Source organism: Arcobacter thermotolerans (assembly GCF_983172305.1).
This window is the reverse complement of sequence record NZ_CFAFZJ010000004.1, coordinates 129,353-150,418: the sequence shown is the minus strand read 5'-3', so window position 1 is coordinate 150,418 and position 21,066 is coordinate 129,353. Positions and strand designations below refer to the sequence as shown.

Here is a 21,066-nt window from a genome sequence, read left to right as displayed (position 1 = left end):
ACTTTATCTATTTGGACAGTTTTGCGATTCTTCAATAGCTGCTAAGCGGTCATCTTCTTCCATTTTATCTATGATTTCAGCATAAACTTTGAGTGATTCTAAAGCATCCTCTTCATCTATTTTATTCATAGCAAAACCTATATGAATTAAAACATAATCCCCAATTTTTACATCTTGATCTATTAAATCTAAACTAGCACTTCTTTCTACTCCCATAGTATCAACTACGCAAGTGTTCATCTCAGGGTCTATACTTTTTATTTTTGATGGTATTGATAAACACATCCTTATATTCTCCTTTTATTTGTAAAACAATTTTATGAATGATTCTGCAACGGAAGGGTAAAAATCTTTGATTTTTGGGTACCCACCGTGAAGCCTAAATGAATAAAATTCGTTTTAGAAATTTATCTCATCTTTCTTTTGAAATTAATCCAATCAATTACATTTTGTAAAGATTGTTTATCTTTTATATTGACTTCCAAAATATCCACATTTGGTTTTAGTTTTCGTGCTTCCATCTTCTCTTTTTCAATATCATATTCAAAATATGGAAGTAGATCAGTTTTTGTAATAAGTATTAAATCAGCACTTCTAAACATAACTGGATATTTAGCAATTTTATCTTCTCCTTCAGGAACTGAAACTAAAACAATATTTAAGTGAGTTCCCACATCATAAGATGCTGGACAAACAAGGTTTCCTACATTTTCCACAAAACAAACATCAATATCAGCTAACTTAATATCATGTAAACCTTTATGAACCATAAATGCATCAAGATGACATGCACTTCCTGTTTGAATCTGAACTGCATTTATTCCTTTTGCTTTTAATCTATCTGCATCCCTTGAAGTTTCTAAATCACCCTCGACAACTGCAAATTTAAAATCTACCATATCAGCAATATTCTCTAAAAATGTAGTTTTTCCACTTCCTGGACTACTCATCAAATTTATTCCTAAAACTTTATGACTATCAAAATGAGCTCTATTATGAGCTGCTTCATGATCATTTTTATCTAAAATTTTTTGAATTACAGATATGGTTTTTGAATCATTTAATAAAGGATTTGTTTTTAAATTATCATTTATTGGTTTAAATATAGCTCTATTTTCATGATCATGGTGATGATGACTATGTCCATGGTCATGGTTATGATTATGGCTATGGTTGTGCTCCATCCCAGCTATTGTACATCCGCAGTCTTTACACATATTACTATTTCCTTTTAGTTTTCAAAAGTCTAGCCCATTTCCTTTTAAAACTATTTGATATATTATAAGCACCTATATATTTTTAGAACAAATTTGTTAAAATCTACTTATGATATGTCCAAACTGTGAAAATAAAGATTTTTATAATCTTGCAAATGATTACATAAAATGTAAAAAGTGTGCCAAAAAACTATCTTTAAAAAAAATTGAAAAAGATAAATTAATCATTCAAAAATTCTGTGAAAATAAAACCGCTTTTGAAGTTTCAAATGAATTAGAACTAAATTATAAAACCGTAAAAGATAGGTTTGATGTTTTAAGACAAAAAATTGCAGTCTATTCTGAAGATATTTATAACTCATCAATTAAAGATAATACCGAATATGAAGAGTTTTACTATTTAAAAGAGAGAGAAAAAGTAAAGAAAAAAAAGAGTCTTAGTGAAGCTATAAATATTATTGGTTTTTATTCAAATCAGAAAGTTTACACTCTTTTGATGCCTAAAATAGGCAATCGTGCATTTGACGTAGAGGATGGATTTATTCAATATTTAAGTTGGTATAAAATTCACTCTCAAAATGCACATCAAACAAAACTAAATAGATTTTGGAAGTTTTTGGAGAAAAATTTAAAAAAACACAAAGGTGTAAATGAAGATAACTTTTTTTACTATTTAAAAGAGTATGAATTTAAATTTAACTATAAAAAATCTGAACAGCTAGAGATTTTAAAATCTATTTATTTTCAATAGTAAAAAAAGCTTGACCTAAACTTATAGATTCATCATTTGGACTATATTTTTCTCCTAAATAAACCTTTCTATTATAATTTTTAAATTTCTTTAATAAAATTTCAACCAAAGTTCTATTTTGAAAAACTCCACCACTTAGAACTATAGGTAAATCTTTGTGTAAATTTGATATTTCAAAAACTATATTTGCAACTGTATTTATAAACTTTGAAGCAACTATTTTTTTATCATCCTCTTTTAAAATCTCTTTTATCATTTTTGAAATATCAATAGTTTGATCAACAATATCATAAGAGAAAAACTCTTTTATATTTTCATCATATAAATTTTCTATATAAAGACCCGTTTGCCCTTCAAACTCTTGAATATGTAAAATATTAGCAAGTGAGCAAACTGCATCAAACAATCTTCCAAAAGAGCTAGTAAGAGGTGAGTTTAAACTCCTTTGCCAAAGTGTATATAGAGTTTTTATCTCAGATTTTTCAAATGTTTTTAAAAAATCTAAAGGTAAATCTAAAACCTCTTCTAGTGTAAAATTATCAAAAAGTAAAGATAAAGCTACTCTTTTAGGCTCTTTTATAGCTAACTCGCCTCCTAAAAGTTTAAAATATTTTAGGTGATAAGCTCTTTTGTACTCTTTTTGATTTGCAATAAAAACTTCACCACCCCAAATATTTTTATCATCTCCATATCCTGTACCATCAAAAACAAATGCTAAAACATCTTCATTTATAGATTTTTCTACTAAAACTGCCAAAACATGGGCATAGTGATGTTGCACTTGAACTAACTCTAAATTTGGATTTTTATCTTTTAACTCACAAGCAAATTTTGTACTCTCATATTTTGGATGTTTATCACAAACTATAATTTCAGGTACAAAATCATAAAAATTAAGGAAATTTTCTACTGTTTTTTTATAGTTTTCTATAGAAGAAATAGAATCTAAATCTCCTAAATATGGACTTGTAATAATCTTATTATCAAAAGCTATACTAAAAGTTGATTTTTGATTTGCTCCTAAACTTAAGATTTTTTTACTAAATTTTCCATCAACTTTCAAACTACTTGGAGCATATCCTCTACTATTTCTGAGTTTTATAATTTTTTCATTTACAACTTGCACTATTGAATCATCACAACTATTTAATATCTCTCTATTATAATCAAGTACAAAATCTACTAAATTAGAAAGTTTTAAAAATATATCCTCTTTTGTTGTGATTATTGGTTCACCTTTTAAATTTGCACTAGTTGCGATGATTGGATTAGATAAGTTTTCAAATAAAAGATAGTGCAAAGCACTATTTGATAAAAAACAACCAATTTTTTTTATATTTGGTGCAACAAAATTTGATAGATTTTGATTCTCTTTTTTCTGCAATAATACTATTGGTCTTTGTTGTGAAGTTAAAATATCTTGTTCTAAATTAGAATAAATAGCATAATTTCTTAAACTATCTACATCTTTAAACATTACAGCAAATGGCTTTGTGGCTCTTTTTTTAAGTTCTCTTAATCTAAATATAGTTTCATCATTTGAGGCATCACAAACTATATGAAATCCACCCATACTTTTTATAGCTAAAATTTTTCCATCATTTATATATTTTGAAGCTAAATTTATGGCGTCTATTTTTGAAGCAATCAAAGTTTGTTTACTATCATAAAGAAAAGTTGTTGGTCCACACTCTTCGCAAGATATTGCTTGTGCATGATATCTTCTATTTGTTGGATTTTCAAACTCGTTTTGACACTTTTTACAAAGAGTAAAATCTTTTAAAGATGTATTTCTTCTATCGTAAGGAATAGTTTTGATTATAGAGTATCTAGGTCCACAGTTTGTACAGTTTGTTAAAGAGTAGTTATATCTAAAATTGTTTTTATCAAAAATATCATCTATACAATCTTTACAAATAGCTATATCAGAGGGAATTGTAGTTGTTTTATTATCAAAACTACTGCTATTTTCTATTTTAAATTCAAAAAATTGTTTATTTGAATCTTCTATTTTAATCTCTTCAATAAGTGCAAGAGGAGGGGGATTGTTTTTTAAATCTTCTAAAAAACTAGAAATATTAGTAGCCTCTCCAGATACTTCTATATTTACTCCAATATTATAATTATTTACATATCCAAAAAGATTGTATTTTATTGCTAGATTATATACAAAAGGTCGAAATCCAACCCCTTGTACGGTTCCATAAACTCTTATTTTTTTACTTATATGTAATCCATTGCATACTCTGTTGGTAAAATTAGATTATATTTTTTGCTAAGTTCTTTATAAACTTTATGAAAAACTTGCCTATTTGAAAATATATCTCCACATAAAACTATATCTTTTGCGTTTGTTTTTCTTGCTATTTCTCTTAAATAATCTATTATAAATTCAGCCAAAAACTCATAAAAAGAGAAACTAAGAGTTTCATTTTCAACATCTGCCATTTTATATGACATTATAGATTGAATAGTTTTTCTATAATCTAAATAGTTTTTGTTATCAATTTTAATTAATTTCATATCAATTTGTAAAGCATCAACATATCCACTATTTAGTGCTAACTCTTCAAAATCTTTAATTGATTCTATATTTAAAAGTTTAGCAATAGCTTCTATAATAGTTGAAAAACCATTGTTATTTGTAAGTTTTATATCTTTTGTATAAGGATATTTTTTTGAAAAATTATCAACCAATCTTTTACAGTTTTCATCAAGAGATGAGATATCTTCTAAAATTTGATTCATATTAGATTCTATATCAGGAATATATATTACTCTTTTTTCTTCTTCATTTAAAACTTTTATATCCACAAAACTATTTTTAGAATAGAGTGAAAAATAGACTCCAATAGAGGTTTTATCTAAAAGTTTATGCTCGTGTAAAACTGCATTATAAACATTTGAAAAAGAGTTTAAATACTCACTACTTGAATTAAATATCAAATCTTTTTTATAATCATATTTTGGATACAAAGTTTTATCATCACTAATAATAAGATTTAGATTTTCAAAACTACAAGCTTTTAACTCATCTTTTTTAGTCGCATATAAAATATAATCAATATTTTGTTCTTTTAGCGCTTTTGATAATTCAACCTCTTTTGAAGAGTTTACAAGTCTTGTAAAAATATATCCACTATTTGAAATATTTTCATCTATATTTTTTAGTTTCAATTTAACCAAAGGTCTTTCTATTGAGCATAATAGATTGATTTCAGACTCTTCTACTATAAAAAGATCTGTTAAAATCTGACTATTTGTAACTAACAACTTAACTTCATAATTCTCTTTTTCAAAATTTTCTTTTAAATTTTTATTTGGTAAAAAGAGTTCTAAATCTTGAAATTTAACAACAAAAGATCTGTTTAAATTAACAATTTGACTTAAAAAATCAAAATTAGAATTTTCTAAAATATCTTTAACTTTTCTATTTGTCAAAATCTCAAAATTCTCTTTTATATTTTTATCTTCTAACTCTTTAATCTCTTCATTAAACTCATCTATTAAATATGATTTTTTCAAAAACATAGAGTAAGGAAGATTTGTTTCTAAATTTAAAAAAAACTTTTCAATGTTTTCAAGCTCATCATCAATAAATATTAAAATAAATCCAAAATATTGTTTTGTATTTGCATCTATATTTGAATTTTTTATCAACTCATCTATTAATCTTTTAAAATAAAAAGAAGTTGAGTTGTACTCTATTTTATAGATTAACTTCATGAGTAAAATCCTCTTCATTTGGGATTCTATTTAAATGAGAGCCATTGTAGCTTCCAATTAAACTTTTTACAATATCAGGAACAGCAATATCAGATTTTTTTGTAAGTTTAAAACCTAAGCTCTCTATCTCTTTTATAGAAGTTTCTATAAAAAATGGAAATTTTTCTTCCATAAGTTTTGTAAGACCTATTTCAACACTTTGTATATCTTCTGGGACTATTCCAATTATTGTAACATTTGCATGAGAATCTAAAACTGAAACAATTTCAAGCATCTCAACAATCTCTACTTCATGAGCTGTTTTTCTATATTTTCCAAGTCCTAATAAAACATCACTAGGAAGCCTAAATATACTTCCAGCTTCATCATCAATAGACACAGTATCTAAAATAATGACATTTTTATACTCTTGAAAATATGCCATTAGTTTAAATCCTAATGTTCCACCATCAATAATCTCTAAATCTTCATCAAACTCATAATTTTGTTTTATATATTCACTAGCATAAATTCCTATACCCTCATCTTTAAAGAGCATATTTCCAACACCTATAATAATTGTATTTTTCATATAAATATTTAAAAGGTTTAAAAGGCTTTGCCTTTTAAACCCCTATTTCTCCTCTTCTTTTACAAACTTACTTCCACCAATTACAATAGCAATATCACCCTCTTTCCAGAAGATTGTTCTCCAAACTTGATAATAAATATGAAACATTACCCAAGCTAATATAAAATACATAGCATAATGATGAGCAATTCTAACTCCCATATTTCCACCAAAAACATATAAAGTCCAATCAGTAACTAAATGAAGCATTGCTGGCCACCAAGCACCTATTGAGCTATGTCCTGATGCAAGACCATGAACATAAAGCTGAAGTCCAGTAAATAGCATAAACACTAAAAGTAGATGAAATATTGTAAAAAATACAATATTAAAACTATCACTATGGCTTGAATCAAACTTTTTTCTTCTATTAAGTGTTATTAAATTTAACAATACTTCAAAAAATTCAACAATATTCTGTTTATTTGGTATTAGTTTCTTATAAGGCTTCTCAAATCTTGAAAAGAAATATAAATATCCAACTAAAACAGCTGTTACATCAAATATAATAGCAACTATAAAGTGAGCCCATCTATTCCATGCCATAACATATTTATCAACAGCAGGATCTGCTATAAATGTTTGATAATATGGATGACCAATATATAAGCCCGTGATTACAGCTGTTATCATACTAAAAAATGTAACCCAGTGAACTATTCTCATAGTTCCTGTCATTCTTTTTATTTCTATATTTTTTGACATAGTATTCTCCTTAAATTGGATTTACTTTATAAACACCAAGCTCTTTACCATTTGTATCAATTAGGTGAACTGCACAAGCAATACAAGGATCAAAACTATGAATAGTTCTTAAAATCTCTAAAGGTTGCTCAACATTTGCAACTTTTGTACCAATTAAAGCAGCTTCATAAGCTCCCATTCTTCCTTTATAATCTCTTGGCGCTGCATTCCAAGTTGAAGGAACAACAGTTTGATAATTTACAACTTTACCATCTTTAATTTTTACCCAGTGTCCTAATGCACCTCTTGGTGCCTCTTCAAGACCAATTCCTTTTGCATCTTTTGCAACTGTATTAAAATCAAACTCTGTCCATGTTGATAAATCACCATTTGCAGCATTTAATGCTAACTCATCTACCCAATCCATCATAACATCAGCCATAAGTTCACTTTCAATTGCTCTTGCAGCTGTTCTTCCTACAGTTGAGAATAAAACTGTTGCAGGAAGATTTGCATTAGTTAAAAAATTTGTAACATATTTTTTAATTAACTCATCATTACTAGCAAATCCAACAACCATTCTAGCAAGTGGTCCTACTTCCATTCTTTCATCATTATAAAGTGGAGATTTAATCCAAGAGTATTTATTTTGAGTATCTAAATAAGCAATATTATTCTCTTTTTTACCAAAACCTGTATAGTTTGGCTCTGTAACTCCATCAAAAGGATGAAGATTTGTATTTCCTTTATACCAAGCATGAGTAACATCTTCAGTAATTTTTGCTTCATCTACTTCATAAACTTTACTTAAATCTTTGTTTTTTACAATTCCAGCAGGGAATAATTTTTTAGATTTATAAAATGGTAAATCATCTAAATTAAATCCACCATAACTCATATAGTTTCCTAATCCACCACCTGTTCCATTTAATGCCTCTTCACCATACATTGTTCCAGCCATATAAACATCTGGTAAATAAGCCTCTTTAATAAACTTTCTTCCTCTTTTAAGAAGTTGTTTAAATTCAGCAATTCTTGCAGGATTTTTTATATCTTGAACACAAGTAACTCCACCAACAACAAAAGATTGAGGATGAGGATTTTTTCCACCAAAAATAGCCATCATTTTTGCTAAATCTCTTTGTAATTCAAGAGCATCAAGATAGTGAGAAAGACCAATTAAGTTTTGTTCAGGAGTTAATTTAAAACCTTCACTACCCCAATAAGCATTTCCAAAAATACCAAGTCTTCCTTGTTTTATATATTTTTGAACTCTCTCTTTTACTTGAATATATACATCTTCAGAAGCATTCCAAGCTCTTTGTCCTGAAAGTCCTGCCCATTTTTGAGCTTCAGCAACAGTAGCTTTTGGGTCTGCTTCAAGTGCTTTTGTAATATCAACCCAATCAAGTGCATGTAGATGATAGAAGTGAACAACGTGGTCATGAAGATATAAAGCACCTTGAATAAGATTTCGTACTAATCTCGCATTTTTAGGAATAGTTACACTAAAAGCATTTTCAACAGCTTCAATACTTCTTTGATAGTGAGTTCCTGTACAAACTCCACAAATTCTCATTGCAAGCAGTCCACAATCTCTAGGATCTCTTCCTTTTAAAATCTCTTCAATTCCTCTAAACATTGTAGAAGATGAGTAAGCATCTGTAATAACATTGTTCTCATCTATAATTGCTTCAATTCTAAGATGTCCTTCAATCCTTGTAATTGGATCTACTACTAAATGTTTTTTTGTCATTATCTCTCCTCATTTTCATTTGATTTTTTACCAGCAACTACACTTGCAATTGCATGAACTCCAATACCAACAGCAGTTGCTGTTAAAAGTCCTAGACCAAATTCATCAACAGTTTTTTCAACTCCACCTGTTGGTGCTTTAATTCTTGCTGTTGCCATTGGTCTTTCATAAGCATATTTGTCCCAAAAATCTGGTTCACTACATCCAATACATCCTCGCCCTACACCAACTGGCCAGTTTGCACCATCGTTATATCTAATAATTGAACAGTTATTAAATGTCATTGGTCCTTTACAACCAACTTTGTATAAACACCAGTTGTTTTTAGCTCCTTCATCTCCCCACTCTTCTACGAACTCTCCAGCATCAAAGTGAGCTCTTCTTTCACAGTTATCATGAATTCTATATCCAAATGCAAATTTTGGTCTTAATAAAGAATCAAGTTCAGGAACTTGACCAGTTAAAACATAATGAAGTACAACACCAACCATATTTGCTGGGTTTGCTGGACAAGCTGGAATATTAACAATTGGTTTTCCTTTAACTAAATCCATAACTCCAACAGCACCAGTTGGATTTGGAGAAGCAGCTGGAACTCCACCAAAAGTAGCACATGTTCCAACAGCTACAACAGCTGCTGCATCTTTTGACAATCTTGCTAAATGTTCTTGAAAAGTTTCACCAGATGGTCCAATTGTCCCATAATTTCCATTCATAGCAGTTGGAATTGAACCTTCAACAAAAAGTAAATATTTTCCTTTGAAATGTTCAACAGCATCATCTAACTGATGCTCAGCATCATTTCCTGCACATGCCATTAAAGCATGGTGAAACTCTAAACTTAAAACATCAAATAATAAATCATCAACAGTTGGAGCAGAACTTCTTAAAAGAGCTTCTGTATTTCCAGCACAATCTTGTAACTCTATCCAAATTACTGGAACCCTATTCATAAGTTCAGTAGCCTCTGCAACTAAAGGAGCAAACATAGGTGGAAGCATAAGTGTTGCAGTTGTTGCACTAACCCACTTCATAAAATCTCTTCTGTTTACCCCTTCAGTTTCAATAACCTCCATCATATCTATATCTCTAAGAGGTTTTTGCTCTCTTAAAGATTTTAATCTAGCTTTTGATTTTTCAAATAATGATTTATAAAACTCATCTCCCTTATTTGTATCAACTCTAGTTGATTTTTGAGTAAAAACTTCTCTTACTCGCTCAATGTTATCATTCATATTGACTCCTCCTAGTTAAAAGTAAATATTAATAACAAAATATTGTAATAAAACTTATATTTGGATAAATAGTTATAAAGTAAAAGCCTAATTTCTAGTTGCTTTTTTAAAAAATGTAAAAAAATATTTACCATTTTAAGGCACTCTTCTAGTTTAATTTGTTCTAAAAACACATAAGTGAATAGCTATTTCAGTTTTATTTAAATTTGTTACTTTTTTACACTATTTTTAGATTATTTTTCTTTATATTATTTCGCTTATAAAAATATAATAAGACAAAAAATATTACAAATTGCAATTTTTTTAGATATTTTTAAATTTTATTGATATTATTTGAAATATTTAAAATTTGGAGAATATAAATGAGTGAATCATTTCTACTAATAGGAAGTTTATTTGCTTTTATAAGTTTTTTTACTTCTGTATAAAAATAAAAGTTTAATCTTTATAAAATAAGCCCTTGATAAAAATGGGCTTATTTGAGTCTGTTTTTTAGATTTCTAAAGTAAGTTTAAAATATCATTTTCTATCTCACTTGGTTTTGTACTAGGAGCATATCTTTTTACAACTTTACCATTTTTATCAACTAAAAATTTTGTAAAATTCCATTTTATAGCCTCAGTTCCTAAAACTCCTTTTGAACTCTCTTTTAAAAATTTATATAAAGGGTGAGCATTCTCTCCATTTACATCAATTTTACTAAACATTTCAAACTCTACACCATAAGTTAATGAGCAAAACTCTTTAATCTGCTCTTCTGTTCCTGGTTCTTGTGATAAAAACTGATTACAAGGAAAACCTAAAACTGATAATCCTCTATCAAAATATTTTTTATGTAACTCTTCTAAACCCTCATATTGGTTTGTAAAACCACATTTACTAGCAACATTTACAATTAACATTACTCTATTTTCATACTTTTTCATAGTAAAAACTTTACCATCTATATCTTTTACTTCAATATCATATATACTCATATTTTCATCTCCTAATAAAGTTGTTATAAACAAAAAAAGTCCCAAAATAAATCTCATATCTTAATCCTTTTTACTAAAATATTTTTTTGTTTGAATATGTCTATACTCAAACATATTTTTTATATCTTTTTTAATAAATGGCAAAATCAATTTTCCAAATATACCAAAAGGTAATTTAAACTTAATACTATCTTTTAATTCACACAAATTACCTTTTTGAGTAAATATATGGCTATGTTCCCAATAAGAAAAAGGAGATTTTAAAGCAACATCAACAAGTAAATTTGGATATTTTAGTTTTTCTATTTTTATTATCCAATTCATACAAATAAAAGCTCTCGTAGTTTTTAGCTTTACTATTTTTCCCTCATAAGTTGAATCTTCATAATCCAACAGCTCCACTTTTGTATGTTTTGGAGTTATTAGTTTAATATTATTTGTATCAAGATGAAAATCAAATAGCTCTTTTGCACTACAATCTATTAAAGTAGTTTTTTCAAATGTTTCCATACTTAGCCTTTTATTGTTAAAAAATATTTTTGTTTTATTAAAAAAAGAAAGCCCAATAAAATGGGCTTATATGAGTTAGTTATTAGTTTTTTGGAAGTAACTTTACAGGAACAATTTGAATTTCGTCCATATTCCAAACTCTATTTGTAACATAAGGTTCATCCTCAAGCCATAAATCTAGTTCCTCATCAGTATCAAAATCTACAAACAAAGATGAACCAACCATCTTATCATCCTCTATTAAAGCTCCAGCAGATACAATATTTCCACTTTCCATCATCTTTTTAGTATTTATTATATGTTGTTCTCTTGATTGCATTCTTCTTTCAAAAGCATCATCATAGTCATAAGCTATTATTAAAAATTGCATTTTTATCCTTTTAAATTTTTAATTATTTTATCACAAAATTTATAAAGTAGTAGCAAAAATAAAAAGTAGCGGATAAATTAATACATTTAAATATCTAAGTATTGGCGTAATATTTGCATCAAAAGGTATTATTTCATTTATATTTATACCATCTGAGAGTTTTTTCATAATAGAAAGTTTAAAAATAATATCAAAAAATTTTAAAGCTAAAATTGAACTCATCCAAAATCCAAAATTATTTGATGATATAGATAGGTAAAGTGAATAAAAAAATGATATGTGTAAAATAAAATATAAAAAGATATTCTTCTTATATACTAAAAAATTGTTTTCTAGCATACCATAAAGAGTAGAAGATTTTTGCCAATTTGACTCAAAGAGTTCAATTGCAACAAAGATAAAAAAAAAGTGAACTATTTCCATCTTTATAAATAGGGCTTTGCCCTATTTATTTCTCTTCTGAAAAGATAATTTTTTGGTCTTTATAAAGTCCTGTTCCAACAGGAATTGTTCTTCCTATTACAACATTCTCTTTTAAATCCTCAAGCATATCCATTTTTGCACTAATTGCTGCTTCTGTTAAAACTTTTGTAGTCTCTTGGAATGATGCAGCTGAAATAATACTATCAGATGTAACTGCTGCTCTTGTGATTCCCAATAAAACTGGTTCTGCAATAGCTGGTTTTCCACCCATTCTAATTATTTTTTCATTTTCGATTTTAAATCTCTTTTTAGAAATCATATCACCCATGATGAATTTTGTATCTCCACCGTCGATTATCGAAACTTGTCTTAACATTTGAGATGTAATTACCTCAATATGTTTATCTGCAATATTTACCCCTTGAGATCTATATACTTGTTGTACTTCAGATACAATAAAGTAATGTAGAGCTTTTTCACCTAAAATTTTTAAAACATCATGAGGAGACACTTGACCATCTGTCAAAGACTCACCAGCATGAACAAATTCACCTTCATGAACTAATATTTGCTTACCTTTTTCAACTAAATATTCAGTTTGATTTCCAACAGCATCTGTAATAATTAGTTTTTGCTTATTTCTAAGCGGTTTTCCAAAAGTTACTATTCCATCAAATGAAGCTAAAATAGCAATATTTTTTGGTCGTCTAGCTTCAAATAACTCAGATACTCTAGGAAGACCTCCAGTAATATCTTTTGATTTTTGAGTTGCTTTTGGTGTTTTAGCAATAATATCTGCAATTTCTACTTTTTTACCCTCTTGAATATTTAAAGATGCTTTTGGGTCTAAAACATATCTTATAATCTCATTTGAAGCAGTTGCTAATAAAACTGTTGGTTTATATCCAGCTGGTATATACTCATTTACAACTAGTTTTGATGTTCCTGTTAACTCATCGAACTGCTCTGAAACAGTAACACCTGGAATAATATCTTCAAATGTTACAATACCTGATTGCTCTGCTATTGTAGGGTTTGCATATGGATCCCACTCTGCAATAACAGTTTGCTCTTTAGTTGTTGGTGCTGAAATTTGAGTACCTTTTTCAACTTCACTATTATCATTTAAAACTATTGAAGAACCTCTTGAAATATAGTGTCTTATAGCTTCTCTATCATCAGCATCTGCAATAACAGCAAAAAGTCCTTTTTCAACAACTTTATCACCTGCTTTTATATCATGTCTTCTTTCTAAATAATCACCAGTCAATTTATAGTATTTAACTATCCCTTTTGCACCTGCTAAAACTTGTGAAGTAACAGGAGCTCCATCTGAAACTTTTAATTCAGATGCATATGGAATCCTATTTGGAACATTCCATCCATCTTTAATTATCTCAACAATAGAGTCATTATTCTCAACTTCTTCTCCATCTTTGTGTGGAATATAAAGTTTACCTTCAATTTTTCCAGAAATTCCAGCTAGTTCATTTACTTTTGCAACATCACTTTTTCTTAAGAAATATTGTTTTTTATCTTTTCCATTAGAAATAGTTAATACAACCTCTTCGTGAATAGCTTCAATTGTTACTTTTCCTTTAAATGGTGCATTTATTTTTGGCTCAACTAACAATACTCCAGCATTTCTTCTATTTGCTACAATAGATTTTCCATCTTGTGTATCATATTTTTTAATATTATAGTATCTAATAAACCCTTCTTTATCAGCTTTTAACTCTCTTTCAGTTTGAGTTGCACTTGCAGTTCCCCCAACGTGGAAAGTTCTAAGCGTTAGCTGAGTTCCTGGCTCACCAATTGATTGAGCTGCAACAACTCCTACAGCTTCTCCTGGCTTAGCTTTTCTTTGCTCACCTAGATTTAATCCATAACATTTTGAACAAAGTCCATTTTCAGTTTTACAAGTAAGTGGTGTTCTAATAACAACAGATTTAACTTCACTATCTTTTACAACTCTTGCAAACTCTTCAGTTATTAAAGTACCTTCAGTAAATAGTATCTCATTTGAAATTGGGTCAATTATATCTTCAGCAATAACTCTTCCTGTAATTCTCTCTTCTAAAGACTCGATTAACTCATTTCCAGAAGTAATATCTGTAATTTCTATACCTTCGTGAGTTCCACAATCTTCATCAGTAATTCTTACATTTTGAGAAACATCAATTAGTTTTCTTGTCAAATATCCAGCATTTGCTGTTTTAAGCGCTGTATCTGCAAGACCTTTTCTAGCTCCGTGAGTAGAAATAAAGTACTCAAGAACGTTAAGACCCTCTTTAAAGTTAGATATAATTGGTGTTTCAATAATACTTCCATCTGGTTTAGCCATAAGACCCCTCATACCAGACAACTGTCTAATTTGAGTTGCACTACCTCTTGCTCCTGAATCTGCCATCATAAAAATTGAGTTAAATCCATTTTTATCTGTTTTAACTAGCTCCATCATCTCAGAACCCAATTTATTATTTGTTTCTGTCCAAATATCAATAGTCTTGTTGTATCTCTCTTGCTCAGTTAAAAGTCCTTGAGAGAACTGTTTTTGAACTTCAATAACATCTTTTTTAGATTTTGTAATATGCCCTACTTTACTTTCTGGAATAATAATATCATCAATAGATATAGACATTCCTGCATAAGTTGCATATTTAAAACCTAAATTTTTAAGGTTATCTAAGAATCTAGGAGTTACTTCATATCCTGCTTCTTTATAAATATAATCTACCAGTGCACCAATATCTTTCTTCTTAAGAACTTTATTCCATAAATTCATTGGTACAAAAGATGGAAGTATCTCATGTATGATTAATCTTCCAACAGTTGTAGATATAACTCTTCCTTCGAGTTTTGTTCTAATTTTTGCATGTAAATCAATCTGCCCCATATCAAGAGCAATTTTTACTTCATTTACATCAGTGAAAAGTTTATGTTCACCTTTTACACCATCTTTTACTAAAGATAGATAATAAATTCCTAAAATCATATCTTGAGAAGGAACAGCGATTGCTCTACCACTTGCTGGTAATAAAATATTCATAGAACTCATCATTAAAACTTTTGCTTCAGCAACTGCTTCTTGAGAAAGTGGTACGTGAACAGCCATTTGATCCCCATCGAAATCGGCATTAAATGCAGCACAAACAAGAGGATGAAGTCTTATTGCTTTTCCATCAATTAACACAGGGTGAAATGCCTGAATAGACAATTTATGAAGAGTTGGTGCTCTATTTAATAAAATAGGATACTCATCAACAATCTCATTTAAACACTCCCAAACTTCATTTGTCTCAGATTCAATTAATCTTTTTGCAGCTTTTAGAGTTGTTGCATAACCTTTCTCTTCAAGTTTTGCCATTAAATGTGGTTTAAATAGTTCAAGTGCCATTTTTTTAGGAATACCACACTGATCCATATTTAAATTAGGTCCAACAACAATAACAGATCTTCCCGAGAAGTCAACCCTTTTTCCAAGTAAGTTTTGTCTAAATCGTCCTTGCTTACCTTTAATAATCTCACTTAAAGATTTAAGAGGTCTTTTGTTCGCACCTTTAACTGCATTTGCTGTTTTTCCATTATCAAATAATGCATCAACAGCTTCTTGAAGCATTCTTTTTTCATTTCTAATAATGATTTCTGGAGCATCAAGTTCTGTTAATCTTTTTAATCTGTTATTTCTATTTATAACTCTTCTATAAAGGTCATTTACGTCAGAAACAGCAAATTTTCCACCATCAAGTGAAACAAGAGGTCTTAAATCAGGTGGAAGAACTGGAAGTTGTGTAAGCATCATCCACTCAGGTTTATTTCCACTATTTATGAAGTTTTCAACTACCTTTAATCTTTTTATTATAGTTTTTCTTTTTGCTTCACTCTTAGTTGTTTGCATCTCATCTTTTAAAAGTGTTAAAAGCTCAAATAAATCAAGATTTTCTAAAAGCTCTCTAATAGTCTCTCCACCCATTTTTGCTTCAAAACCTGTATGTTCAAATAAATCAGAAACTGTTCTATACTGCTCTTCATTTAAAATATCATATTTGTTTATTTTTTTAGTTTTTTCACCATCATAAAAAGCTTCTCCTGAGTTAATTACTATATATGCTTCATAATATAAAACTCTCTCTAAATCTTTTAATTTAACACCTAAAATAGTTCCAATTCTTGATGGAAGAGAAGATACCATCCAAATATGAGCAACTGGAGATACTAACTCAATATGACCCATTCTGTGTCGTCGCACCTTTGAAGAAGTTACTTCAACTCCACATTTTTCACAAACAACACCTTTGTATCTCATCTTTTTATATTTACCACAAAGACACTCATAATCTTTTACTGGTCCAAAGATTTTTGCACAAAACAGTCCATCTCTTTCAGGTTTTAGTGTTCTATAGTTTATAGTTTCAGGTTTTTTAACCTCACCACAAGACCAAGAAAGTATTTTTTCAGGACTTGCTAATTTTAATTGGAAAGCAGCAAAATCTTGTGGTCTTTCAAGCTCTTTTATATCAATTGGTGATAGTACTTTTTCATTATTACTCATTGTTTTCTACCTCTTCAAAAATCTCTACATCTAAAGCTAGGGCTTTTAACTCTTTTGTTAAAACAAAGAATGTCTCTGGAACTCCTGAACTTGGTACATTTTCACCATTTGCAATAGCTCTATATGCTCTTGTTCTTCCATCAACGTCATCTGATTTAGTTGTTAGCATCTCTTTTAGTACAGCAGTTGCACCATAAGCTTCTAATGCCCAAACCTCCATCTCTCCAAATCTTTGTCCACCAAATAGAGCTTTTCCTCCAACTGGCTGTTGTGTTACAAGTGAATATGGACCTGTACTTCTTGCGTGAACTTTTTCATCAACTAAGTGGTGAAGTTTCAGCATATACATATACCCAACGTTTACTCTCTCTTTCATCTTTTCACCTGTTTTTCCATCGTATAAAACAGATTTACCATCGCTATCTATTTTTGCCATTTCAAACAGTTTTTCAAAGTCATAAGCTTCAACACCATCAAAAATTTGTATTGCAAATTTAACACCTTTTGACCAATCTCTAGCATAATCAAGAAGTTCATCATCACTTAATTTTTCAATAAATGCTTTTGCATTCATAAGTTTTGCAACCCCTGCAATTTCAATCATTTTTGCTCTTAAATCAGCGATATACTCACCTTTTTTTGCATCATAGATTTGTTGAATTTGTTTACCAAGTCTTCTACCTACAAGCCCTAAGTGAACCTCCATAATTTGTCCAATATTCATCCTTGAAGGAACCCCAAGTGGATTTAGAATGATATCAACTGTTGTTCCATCTTCTAAATATGGCATATCAACTTTTGGAACGATATTTGAAACAATACCTTTGTTTCCATGTCTTCCAGCCATTTTATCACCAACTTTAATTTTTCTCTTAGTTGCAATATAAACTTTAACTTGTTTGATAACTCCGCTTGATAAAATATCATCGTGTTCTAGAACATTTAACTTCTCTTCATGATCTTTTCTTAATTCAGCTTTTTGTTTAATAAAATACTCTTTTGTATCATTATAAGCTTTTTCAACCTCTTTTGCATAAGAAGATACTACTTTTTTCATAGCAAATCTATTTACACTTAAAAGAGTCTCAAGAGTTAATGTATCACCTTTTTTGTACACAACTCCATCTAACTCAAGCTCTTTATCAAGCTTAGATTTTGTTAGAAGATTATTTATTTTTAAAGCTTCTTCTCTATCTAGCATTAAAAGCTTATCAAGATGTTTTTGATTTAATTCATTTTTTTCTAATTCAATTTCAGCCTTAGCTCTTTCACACTTCTCATAACCTTTTTTAGTGAAAACTTTAACATCAACAACTGTTCCTTCCATTGATGTTGGACAATATAAAGATTTATTTATAACATGTCCTGCTTTATCACCAAAAATTGCTCTAAGTAATCTCTCTTCTGGAGTTGGTTTAATCTCACCTTTTGGTGTTACTTTTCCAACTAAAATCATTCCAGGAGTTACATAAGTTCCAACTTTTACAATTCCCGAGCTATCAAGATGTGATAAATTCTCTTCTTTAACACCTGGTAAATCCCTAGTTATCTCTTCATTACCATGTTTTAACTCTCTACACTCAATCTCTTTTTCATAAATATGTACAGATGTAAATGCATCTTTTTTAATAAGTCTTTCACTTAGAATAATAGCATCCTCATAGTTGTATCCATTCCATGGCATAAATGCAACCATAGCATTAATTCCAACTGCAAGCTCACCTTTATCCATTGATGGACCATCAGCAATTACTTGACCTTTTTCAATAATATCACCCTCTTTTATAGCAACCCTTTGCCCAAAAGATGTATTATTATTTGTTTTTACATTTTTGCTTACATCATAATAGTCAATAAATGGTCCATTTTCATCTTCACCACTAATATAGATGTTTTTAGAATCTGCTTTTTCAACAACTCCACCTCTATTAGCTTTAATTGCTTCCCAAGCATCTCTTGCAACTGTTTTTTCTAAACCAGTTCCAACTATTGGAGCTGTTGGTTTAATCAATGGAACAGCTTGCCTCATCATATTTGAACCCATTAATGCTCTATTTGCATCATTGTGCTCTAAAAATGGAATTAAAGAGGCTGCAACACCCATTACCATTTGTGATGATATATCTATTAAATCAACTTTATTTTTATCCATCAAAATAATTTCACCATTAAGTCTAACTTCAATTAATGATTCAATAATTTTTCCATTTTCATCAACTTTTGTTGAACCAGGAGCAATTACAAGTCCCTCTTCTTGAGTTGCAGTGTAGTATGAAATTTCATTTGTAACAACACCATCAACTACTTTTTTATAAGGAGCTTCAATAAATCCTAACTCATTTACTTTTGAATAAGTTGAAAGAGTATTTATAAGACCGATATTTTGACCCTCTGGAGTCTCAACTGGACAAATTCTTCCATAGTGAGTTGGATGAACGTCCCTTACCTCAAATCCTGCTCTCTCTTTTACTAAACCACCCTCTCCAAGAGCTGATAATCTTCTTTTATGAGTAACTTCAGATAGTGGATTTGTTTGATCCATAAATTGTGATAATTGACCACTTGTAAAAAACTCAGTAATTGTTGATGTAATCATTTTTGAGTTAATTAAATCATGAGGCATAATATCTTCTAAAGTTCCACTTAGAGTTGTCATTTTATCTCTAATAGTTTTTTGCATTTTAATTAAACCTGCATGTAACTCATTTGCAAGTAATTCACCAATTGCTCTAATTCTTCTATTTCCTAAGTGATCTCTATCATCAATATGACCATGTCCTGCTTTAACTTTTATTAAGTATTGAACAGTTTTTATAACATCTTCGTAAGTTAAAGTTGTAACATATTCAGGTACATTTACACCTAACTTATGATTCATCTTCATTCTTCCAACTTTTGTTAAGTCGTATCTTTCAGGATCAAAGAATAGTTTTTTTATAAACTCTTTTGCTGCCTCTTTTGTTACAGGCTCACCTGGTCTCATTACTTTATAAATTCTAATTGCAGCTAAATCATTTTCATCTTCAATTTGTTCAGTTTGTTTTAATAATTTTAAACTTTCAGCATCTGCTTTAAATGCATTTATAATTGAAGCATCAGCTCCACTTGATAAATCATTTGCAATTTCAAATGTTTCAAATCCTAAATCTAATAGTTTTTTAAGTTTTAACTCATCAAGACTTGTTAAAGCATCAAATAAAACTTCTCCTGATTGAGGATCATAAATAGAACCTGCTGTATGTCTATCCATTAAAAGCTCAAGTGGATATTCAATTAATTTTAATCCACCTTCAATTAAAGCTTTAGCTTTTCTTGCAGTTAATCTTTTTCCTGCTTGAATAACTAAATTTCCTTTATCATCTTTTATATCATAGTCAATTCTTCCCATAAAGTCATCAGGATTAAACTCTGTTAAAAATTTATTGTTTTTAATTTTAATAGTAATTACAGGATAAAATAGTTTAACAATATCCTCTTTTGAATATCCTAAAGCTCTAAAAAGAATTGTAATTGGAACTTTTCTTCTTTTATTAATTCTTACATATAATACATCTTTTGCATCATATTCAAAATATAACCAAGAACCTCTATCTGGGATAATTTGTCCAGTGTAAAGAAGTTTATTATTTGTTGTATTTGATTCATCTTCTTTGAAAATAACACCTGGAGATCTATGTAGCTGATTTACAACAACTCTTTCAACACCATTTACAATAAATGAAGTTCTTTCAGTCATAAGTGGGATTTCTCTAATAAATAAAGATTGCTCTTTAATATCTTTTACACCTATTTTCTCTCCAGTTTTCTCATCTAAATCCCAAAGAGTTAATCTTACATTTATCTTAAGAGGGATTGAATATGTCAATCCTCTAACCATTGATTCTCTAACATCATATCTAGGTTTTCCAACTTCACTTCCTAAATAATCAAGAGTTACTCTATTTTGAGCATCATGAATTGGAAAAATTGCTTTAAATACTTTTTCTATACCAGCACCAGATCTATCTTTTTGATCAATCATCAAGAAAGTATCATACGAAGTTTGTTGCAGTTGTAATAAATTTGGAATTTCAATTTTTTGTGGGTTTTTTGCGAAATCTATTCTTAGTCTATTACCAGATTTTAAAGAGTTTAACATCTTACACCTTGTTATAAAATTTGGTTATGTTTGCCTTATTTTCTTATAAAGCACAAAAGCATCCATAAAGGATAAGGTTAAAATTTGTTAAAAAATCTTAACCTTAGCCCTCAAAGA

Annotated in this window: 15 protein-coding genes; 1 reads left to right on the top strand and 14 read right to left on the bottom strand. The window is 29.1% G+C overall.

The window, feature by feature from the left end; genetic code table 11:
• Positions 1–3: 3 nt before the first annotated feature.
• On the bottom strand, positions 4–285 hold the full coding sequence (locus tag AC5LG6_RS05010) for a HypC/HybG/HupF family hydrogenase formation chaperone (protein WP_498585853.1): 282 nt from the start codon (positions 283–285) through the stop codon (positions 4–6).
• Between the two features lie 122 nt (positions 286–407).
• Positions 408–1,217, bottom strand: a complete 810-nt coding sequence (gene hypB, locus AC5LG6_RS05005; RefSeq protein ID WP_498585852.1) for a hydrogenase nickel incorporation protein HypB — start codon at positions 1,215–1,217, stop codon at positions 408–410.
• Positions 1,218–1,326: 109 nt separating this feature from the next.
• On the opposite strand from hypB, the gene AC5LG6_RS05000 reads away from it, so the two are divergent.
• On the top strand, positions 1,327–1,968 hold the full coding sequence (locus AC5LG6_RS05000) for a transposase family protein (protein ID WP_498585851.1): 642 nt from the start codon (positions 1,327–1,329) through the stop codon (positions 1,966–1,968).
• Here the strand turns inward: AC5LG6_RS05000 and hypF are convergent.
• From hypF to rpoB, 12 genes are all read right to left on the bottom strand, one after another.
• Complete coding sequence (gene hypF, locus AC5LG6_RS04995) at positions 1,952–4,183, bottom strand: carbamoyltransferase HypF (RefSeq protein WP_498585881.1); 2,232 nt, start codon at positions 4,181–4,183, stop codon at positions 1,952–1,954. The two genes, AC5LG6_RS05000 and hypF, sit on opposite strands and share 17 nt — an antisense overlap.
• A gap of 8 nt (positions 4,184–4,191) precedes the next feature.
• A complete protein-coding gene (locus AC5LG6_RS04990) occupies positions 4,192–5,694 on the bottom strand; it encodes a Kae1-like domain-containing protein (protein WP_498585850.1) in 1,503 nt (500 codons plus the stop codon).
• Complete coding sequence (locus AC5LG6_RS04985) at positions 5,678–6,265, bottom strand: HyaD/HybD family hydrogenase maturation endopeptidase (protein ID WP_066219102.1); 588 nt, start codon at positions 6,263–6,265, stop codon at positions 5,678–5,680. The genes AC5LG6_RS04990 and AC5LG6_RS04985 overlap by 17 nt, the downstream gene beginning before the upstream one ends.
• A 42-nt stretch (positions 6,266–6,307) precedes the next feature.
• Complete coding sequence (locus tag AC5LG6_RS04980; protein ID WP_066219099.1) at positions 6,308–7,009, bottom strand: cytochrome b/b6 domain-containing protein; 702 nt, start codon at positions 7,007–7,009, stop codon at positions 6,308–6,310.
• 10 nt (positions 7,010–7,019) lie between these two features.
• Positions 7,020–8,744: a nickel-dependent hydrogenase large subunit gene (locus AC5LG6_RS04975; protein WP_120985951.1), complete on the bottom strand. Its 1,725-nt coding sequence runs from the start codon at positions 8,742–8,744 to the stop codon at positions 7,020–7,022.
• Positions 8,744–9,979, bottom strand: a complete 1,236-nt coding sequence (locus tag AC5LG6_RS04970) for a hydrogenase small subunit (RefSeq protein ID WP_164469126.1) — start codon at positions 9,977–9,979, stop codon at positions 8,744–8,746. Before AC5LG6_RS04970 ends, AC5LG6_RS04975 begins: the two co-directional genes overlap by 1 nt.
• A gap of 500 nt (positions 9,980–10,479) precedes the next feature.
• Positions 10,480–10,956 (bottom strand): glutathione peroxidase, encoded by a 477-nt coding sequence (locus tag AC5LG6_RS04965; protein ID WP_260944974.1) that lies wholly within the window; start codon positions 10,954–10,956, stop codon positions 10,480–10,482.
• A gap of 60 nt (positions 10,957–11,016) precedes the next feature.
• Positions 11,017–11,466, bottom strand: coding sequence for an SRPBCC family protein (locus AC5LG6_RS04960; protein WP_081560369.1), 450 nt, complete (start codon positions 11,464–11,466; stop codon positions 11,017–11,019).
• An 82-nt stretch (positions 11,467–11,548) separates the two neighbouring features.
• The gene (locus AC5LG6_RS04955) at positions 11,549–11,836 is read right to left on the bottom strand and encodes a YciI family protein (protein ID WP_066154871.1); all 288 of its coding nucleotides are present in this window, start codon (positions 11,834–11,836) and stop codon (positions 11,549–11,551) included.
• 39 nt (positions 11,837–11,875) lie between these two features.
• Positions 11,876–12,259 (bottom strand): hypothetical protein, encoded by a 384-nt coding sequence (locus AC5LG6_RS04950; protein WP_066166747.1) that lies wholly within the window; start codon positions 12,257–12,259, stop codon positions 11,876–11,878.
• A 25-nt stretch (positions 12,260–12,284) separates the two neighbouring features.
• The gene (gene rpoC, locus AC5LG6_RS04945) at positions 12,285–16,811 is read right to left on the bottom strand and encodes a DNA-directed RNA polymerase subunit beta' (RefSeq protein ID WP_066219087.1); all 4,527 of its coding nucleotides are present in this window, start codon (positions 16,809–16,811) and stop codon (positions 12,285–12,287) included.
• Entirely contained in the window at positions 16,804–20,949 is a 4,146-nt protein-coding gene (gene rpoB, locus AC5LG6_RS04940; protein ID WP_498585849.1) for a DNA-directed RNA polymerase subunit beta, read from the bottom strand. The genes rpoC and rpoB overlap by 8 nt, the downstream gene beginning before the upstream one ends.
• Between the last annotated feature and the right edge of the window lie 117 nt (positions 20,950–21,066).